Genomic DNA, 6,080 nt, shown 5'->3' with positions numbered 1-6,080 from the left:
ACATCTTCCGCCTCCTCATTCCTTCCGAAAAGTAACTCCGATAAGCCGCCGCTGTCGTGCGGTTTTGCGCCTAACTAAAGACGGATGCAGCGCTGCACCGATTGTGATCAACCGCTTGGCCGCCTGCGGTGCGGTTCGGACGGTCTCGAACGTGAGTCGAAACGATCCCTCGAAGACGATGATCGCGACGCTCACGCCGACGATCGTCGAGAGCGAATCGCCGAAGGTCTCGGTCGTGATGATGCCCAGTCCCTCGGGGCCGATCGTAATGCCCGCGACAATGAGAAACAACACGCTGGGAACGCGGTATTTCGCGGCGAGAAACTGGGCTGCGGTGCCGAACCCGACGATGGCCGCGACGAGCGCGATGAGCTCGAGGTCGACGTGGATCGACACCGGATCATCGACCTCCCGGACTGTGACGCTTCGTTTGAACCGTAACGGACGAACTGACGATCCACTCGCGCTGGTCGGACATCGCGACCGACATGCCACGTCCTATCACTTCGACTGACAAAACCTTCAGCCCCGTCGAAGCCGTTGCCAGCCGACCGATGCCACCGCCAGTTTATCGCCAGACTCCACCCGAGTGGCACGCTACCCGCGGCGGTTCACCATGATGAGTGTTCGCGGACGCGCTCGAGCGCCTCCCGCTCGCGCGGGCCGCCGGCACGGTCGACGACAGACTCGAAGTACGCCAACCGGTCCCGAAGCTCGGCGTCGTCGTACGCAGCGACCTCGAGCCGCGATGCCGCGACGGTCGCCTCGACGACGGCTCCGAACCCGCGGTCGATCGTCGGGACCGTTTCGCGTTCGACGCCCGACTCGGATGGTCGAAGCTCCCACTCCTCCCAGTCGGTGTCACCTTCGCTGCCGGCGTCGACCTGTTCGACGACCACGCGGGCCCAGGCACACGCCGACTCGAGGATCGGCTCCTCGAACTCGACGATCGAGAGGGCGGCGTCAGCGAAGACGACGGGGTCGTCGATAAACTGGACGTAGCCCTCGCCTTGCCGGTGGAAATTCCGGCGCGTGCGGGTGTTGCCCCACGTCCGCGCGGTGACGTGCTCGCCGGCGTGGAGGCCGAGCGGGGCGGCGTTCCACAGCCCGTTCGGCCCCAGCGTGGTCACGACCGATTCGGTCACGCCCGAGAGGGCCACGGGCCACGCCGCCGGCGTTCCCTCGTCGCTCATACAGTAATCGCCTCGTGCTCGAGGGCGATGAACAGCCCGGCCGCGGTGATATCGGCCGTCGTCCCTGGATTGATCCCGCGCTCGACGAGATCGTCAGCGAAGGCTTCGACAGCAGCCGGGTCCGTCTCGAGGGCGTCGGCCGCGACCAGTTCCCCGGCCCGATCGGTCACCTCCCGTGCGGTCGCCTCGTCGTGGCGCGTCGCGACGAGCGTATCCGGGCGTTCGGCGAGCAGGGAGAGAAAGACTGTCGCGGTTCGGTCGGTCAGCGGGCCGTCGGCGTCGGCGAGTCGCCGGGCCGCCCCAAAGGAGCGATCGAATCCCTGAACCCACTCGCGGGCGACGTCGTCACCCGGAACGCTTCGCTCCATGATCTCGTAAAGCGTCAGTCCGCGCTCTTCGATGGCCGACACCGCATCTGAGCCGCGGCGGACGTCGAGATCGTCCATGTCCGCCGGCGGATCGGCGACACCCACATCGACGTGGTCGAACGCGCGGTAGAACGCCGCCGCATCCCCAACGGTCGTCTCGCGGACGACGGCTTCGGCGACGGGCTGGGAGAGGTCCTCGCGGGCGGCCCGAACGAGCGGCACGAGCAATAGGAGCGCGCCGAACTGCGTGTTGTCGCCCTCCTGTGTGGCCATCCCTGCAATGGCCTGCTCGAAGGCCGACCCGACCGAAGCCCCGTCGGCCGCCAACTCGAGGCCCTCGCGGGCACCAACCGCACCGGCGAGGAAGTGTTCGAATCGTAGCTCCGCGAGGTCTCGCTGGCGGTCAACGTTGCCCGGTTTGGGGGTGCCCGCCACCTCGAGAAGCAACGCCAGTTCCGCGTTCGCCGCTGACGATCGCATACGTCCCGTTGTGTGCTGTGGTGGCTTATACTGTCGGACACTGGAGCGTACGGCCCAATCGCGTCGCGCCGCCTCTCGCCGATCCCAACGGCGGGCCGCGCCCCCGAAGTTAAGGCTCGAACCGAAGAGATCAAGATATGGGATACGATATCGCAGCTAAGACCGATCCCGAGTCCGTCATCGACGATGAGTGGGGCGGCATGTGGTTTCTCAAAGCACCCCTCGAGACGGACGAACTCGGTATCACCGTCCTCGAACTCGAGCCTGATGGCAAGGGAATGGAACACGACGAGACCGAGTCGGGCCAAGAAGAGGTGTACTACGTCGTCAAAGGGACGGTCGATGTCGAGTTGCCCGACGCCGACGGGACGGTGACGCTCGAGGCTGACGAGGTGATTCGACTCGATCCCGGCGAAACGCGACAGATCCACAACCGCGGCGATGTGCGCGCGAAACTCGTGTTGGTGGGCGCGCCGCTGTAGGCCAGTCGCGTCGACCTGATTGTTATTAGTCGAGGTCGCGCTGTCGGCCCTTCGGCACCATCGAGCGCAGTTCGCCGTGGACGTAGAGACCGATACCGATCGGCTCCAACTCGCCGGCGATGTCGTGAGCCGCGATGAGGTAGCCCCAGTCGCCGTCCCACTCGAGTTCCTGGTCCTCGCCGGTTGCGAACCGGCGGGCCTGCTCGCGGTCGAGTTCGATCACGCAGTCGCTCGCGTGCCGGCCGAATCGCTGGACGAAGTCCGTCGTGGGCTTCCAGTGTTCCTGTCGGGTCCGCAGGCAGGTCATGCCGATCGCTTCGATCTCGAGCGGCGTCGGCGCGTCGCCGCTGTAGATCCAGATCTTGCCTGCGCCTTTTTCCCAGAAGGTGTAGTCGTCGAAGGTCTCGGGTGGAATCCCGAAGCGATCCGCAAAGTAGTCGACGACCGCCGCGCGCGTCGCGCGCCCCTCGACGGTCCGCTCGGCTGTGGTTGCGGGCAGGCGATCGAACCGCTGCCCGTCGTTCGTGTGGTCGTCACTCATTCGGCGGTCACCTCCAACTTCGCGACGAAGAAGCCGCCGGTGTCGTTCTGGTGGGGATAGATCCGGGCCGCCTTTTCGAGGCTGTCGTCGTAGGGTTCGCCGTCCCACTCGGTCAGTCCCGGCGCGTGCTCGAGGCCGAGGTCGAAGTCGACGACGCGACAGGATTCGGTCTCGAGGGCGTGCTGGACGACGGCCTCGTTCTCTTCAGGCGCGAACGTACACGTCGAGTAGACGACGGTGCCGCCCTCGCGGGTGGCCTGAATCGCCCGGCGGATGATCCCTTTCTGGATACCTGCAACCGAGGAGATGTGGCCCTCCGACCAGTTGTCGAGCGCGTCGGGGTTCTTCCGGATCGTGCCTTCGCAGGAACAGGGCGCGTCGACCAGTGTCCGATCGAACGCGTCGAAGTCGAAGCGATTGAGCGAGTAGTTGCGCGCGTCCGCGTTGGTCACTGCGAGGCTGGTCGCGCCGAGTCGTTCGGCGTTGAATCGCAGCGCCGAGATCCGCCCGAGATTGTTGTCGTTGGCGACGACCGTCCCGCGGTCATCCATCAGCGCCGCGAGTTGGGTTGCTTTGCCACCTGGTGCCGCACAGCTGTCCCAGACCCGTTCGCCAGGTTGGGGATCGAGGACGACTGCCGGTACCGCAGACACCTCCTCCTGGCCGTGTGTAAAGCCGTGAAAGGAGGTCCACGTCGATCCAGGCGAGTCGGTCTCGAGGGTCAAGACGCGCGGGTTCCAGTCGGCCTGCTCGTAGCCGACACCCTCCTCGTCGAGGGCCGCGAGAGTTCGCTCGACCGAGGCCTTGATCGTGTTGATGCGGACGGCGTTGCCGAGCGGCCGCCTGCAGGCCGCAAGAAAGACGTCGAAATCGTCGATGATCGATCGATACCGCTCGAATGGCTCCATTGGCCGCGCGTTCGAGTGCCCGGCGCTTGTGGGTTTCGAAGCGTTCGGCAGCGACCACACCGTCAACGTCGCCGATGGTGGTCGCCCCCACAGACGAGCCACAGAGGCGGAGACGGAAACTGAGGCCGTATTCCGCCGATTTTATGCGGATGACGCGCGTCCGTCTGTGTATGGCTGAAATTCGCTTGCGGGGGCCGGAAGCGGAACTCGAGAACCCGACGCTCGTCGAGGGACTTCCCGGCGTCGGCCTCGTCGGCAAGATCGCGACCGATCACCTCATCGAGCACCTCGACATGCGCTACTACGCGAGCGTCCACTGTGCGGGACTCCCCCGGATCGGGATCTATCGCGGCGGCGAGCGTGGTGTCAAGCCGCCGGTGCGACTCTACGTCAGCGAGGCCCGCGACCTGTTCGCGCTCCGGAGCGACGCGCCGATCAGCGCCGCTGCGGTCGAAGACATTGCCGACTGTCTGACCAACTGGATCGTCGAACAGGATGTGACACCGATCTATCTCAGCGGCCTTCCGGCCGACCTCGACGACGAAGAGAGCCGCGACCTCTACGGTATCGCTACCGGCGACGGCGAGGAGCGCCTCGAGGAAGCCGATATCGCGGTGCCGCCCGAAGACGGTGTCATCACCGGCCCGACGGGGGCGCTCATAAACAGCGCTGCCCGGGACGACATCGACAGCCTCGGCCTCGTCGTCGAGTGCAATCCGCAGTTCCCCGATCCCAGAGCCGCAAGCGTCTTACTCGAGGAGGGGATCGAACCGCTCGCCGAACTCGAGGTCGACGTCGAAGAACTTGTCACGAGCGCCGAGGAGATCCGGGCGAAGCGGGAACAACTCGCTCAGCAGATGCAGGCGATCGCACAGGAGGAGAGTTCGCAGGCCCAGCCATTGCGGATGTACCAATAGCTGCTGGTCACGACGATCACGACAACGCCTATCTCGCTCGCATATCGTTCTAGGTGCATGGCACGACGCGACTCTGAGCTTACGCGACTGTCTGCGACTGCGCTCGCGGCTCGCATCCGAACCGGCGACGTTACGGCAACCGCGGCAGTCGAAACCCACCTCGATCGAATCGACGCCTGCGACGACGATATCAACGCCTTCGTCACGGTCTGTCGAGACGCGTCGCTCGAGGAAGCCGCGGACGCCGACCGTGCGCTCGAGGAGCGCGATGAACAACGCGCGTCGGTGAGTCACGCGGGGAGCGAAGTGACCCACGAGATCGGCGAGGACGTGGGGCCGCTCTACGGCGTGCCGGTAGCGCTCAAAGACCTCGGCGCACAGAAAGCGGGCGTCCGTCACACGTACGGGTTGGCGCTCTTTTCGGATCACGTCGCCGATCGGACAGCAGCAATCGTCGAACGGCTCGAGGATGCCGGTGCGATCGTGATCGGGAAGACGAACACCCCGGAACTGGGCCACAAGGGGACGACCGACAACGAACTGATCGGCGCGACGGCGTCGCCGATCGACACCGACCTGAACGCCGGTGGCTCTTCAGGTGGGTCGGCGGCGGCGGTCGCCGCCGGGATGACGCCGATCGCGACGGGCAGCGATGCGGGCGGGTCGGTGCGCATTCCGGCCGCCGCCTGCGGCATCTACGGGTTCAAGCCGACCTTCGGGTTAGTGCCCGACGACCGCAGACCGAACGCCTTCGGTCGCGAGACCCAGCACACGACCCCGGGACCGATAACCCGGACCGTCGAAGACGCCGCAATGGTCCTGTCAGTGATGGCCGGGCCGCATCCAGCCGATCCGAACGCCGTTCCCGTCGATATTGATTATCGCGGCGCGCTCGAGCGATCGGTCGACGACTATCGCATCGCGTACAGCCCGAATCTCGACGTCTTCCCGGTGACCGAGGCCGTCGAGACGGTCGTCGACGACGCGGTCGACGCGCTCGCGGCCGCCGGTGCGACTGTCGAGCCAGTCGACGTTGATCACGGCTACACCATGGCCGAACTCAGTGAGGCAGCGATGGCACCGTACGCGACTGGCGTCGTGACATCCTCCGCGCCGTGAACGGCGCGGCTTCCCTGCAGGGGAATACCGGCTAACTACCGGCAGTGGGTTCCGACCCGATCTCTCCGAGCG

General features: G+C 65.8%; 6 protein-coding genes and 2 pseudogenes. 3 read left to right on the top strand and 5 right to left on the bottom strand.

Going from position 1 to position 6,080, the window contains the following annotated elements:
* Positions 1–87: 87 nt before the first annotated feature.
* From C476_RS11465 to C476_RS11455, 3 genes and pseudogenes are all read right to left on the bottom strand, one after another.
* Positions 88–396, bottom strand: a pseudogene (locus tag C476_RS11465) (cation:proton antiporter domain-containing protein); the annotation flags it as partial.
* A 215-nt stretch (positions 397–611) separates the two neighbouring features.
* On the bottom strand, positions 612–1,193 hold the full coding sequence (locus C476_RS11460; protein WP_008013044.1) for a DUF447 domain-containing protein: 582 nt from the start codon (positions 1,191–1,193) through the stop codon (positions 612–614).
* On the bottom strand, positions 1,190–2,041 hold the full coding sequence (locus C476_RS11455; RefSeq protein WP_008013043.1) for a triphosphoribosyl-dephospho-CoA synthase: 852 nt from the start codon (positions 2,039–2,041) through the stop codon (positions 1,190–1,192). The genes C476_RS11460 and C476_RS11455 overlap by 4 nt, the downstream gene beginning before the upstream one ends.
* Positions 2,042–2,178: 137 nt before the next feature.
* On the opposite strand from C476_RS11455, the gene C476_RS11450 reads away from it, so the two are divergent.
* A complete protein-coding gene (locus C476_RS11450; RefSeq protein WP_008013042.1) occupies positions 2,179–2,523 on the top strand; it encodes a cupin domain-containing protein in 345 nt (114 codons plus the stop codon).
* A gap of 25 nt (positions 2,524–2,548) precedes the next feature.
* Here C476_RS11450 and C476_RS11445 read toward each other — a convergent pair whose 3' ends face one another.
* A complete protein-coding gene (locus tag C476_RS11445; protein WP_008013041.1) occupies positions 2,549–3,064 on the bottom strand; it encodes a DUF7122 family protein in 516 nt (171 codons plus the stop codon).
* On the bottom strand, positions 3,061–3,972 hold the full coding sequence (locus C476_RS11440) for an RsmB/NOP family class I SAM-dependent RNA methyltransferase (RefSeq protein WP_008013040.1): 912 nt from the start codon (positions 3,970–3,972) through the stop codon (positions 3,061–3,063). Before C476_RS11440 ends, C476_RS11445 begins: the two co-directional genes overlap by 4 nt.
* 170 nt (positions 3,973–4,142) lie before the next feature.
* Between C476_RS11440 and C476_RS11435 the strand changes: the two genes are divergently transcribed.
* Complete coding sequence (locus C476_RS11435) at positions 4,143–4,889, top strand: proteasome assembly chaperone family protein (RefSeq protein WP_049911774.1); 747 nt, start codon at positions 4,143–4,145, stop codon at positions 4,887–4,889.
* A gap of 57 nt (positions 4,890–4,946) precedes the next feature.
* Positions 4,947–5,999, top strand: a pseudogene (locus tag C476_RS11430) (amidase); the annotation flags it as partial.
* Positions 6,000–6,080 lie beyond the last annotated feature (81 nt).

The sequence above is a fragment of the Natrinema limicola JCM 13563 genome (genome assembly GCF_000337475.1).
In the GTDB taxonomy this organism is placed as follows: domain Archaea; phylum Halobacteriota; class Halobacteria; order Halobacteriales; family Natrialbaceae; genus Natrinema; species Natrinema limicola.
The sequence above is the reverse complement of the archived record's forward strand: the minus strand, read 5'-3'. Positions and strand labels throughout refer to the sequence as shown.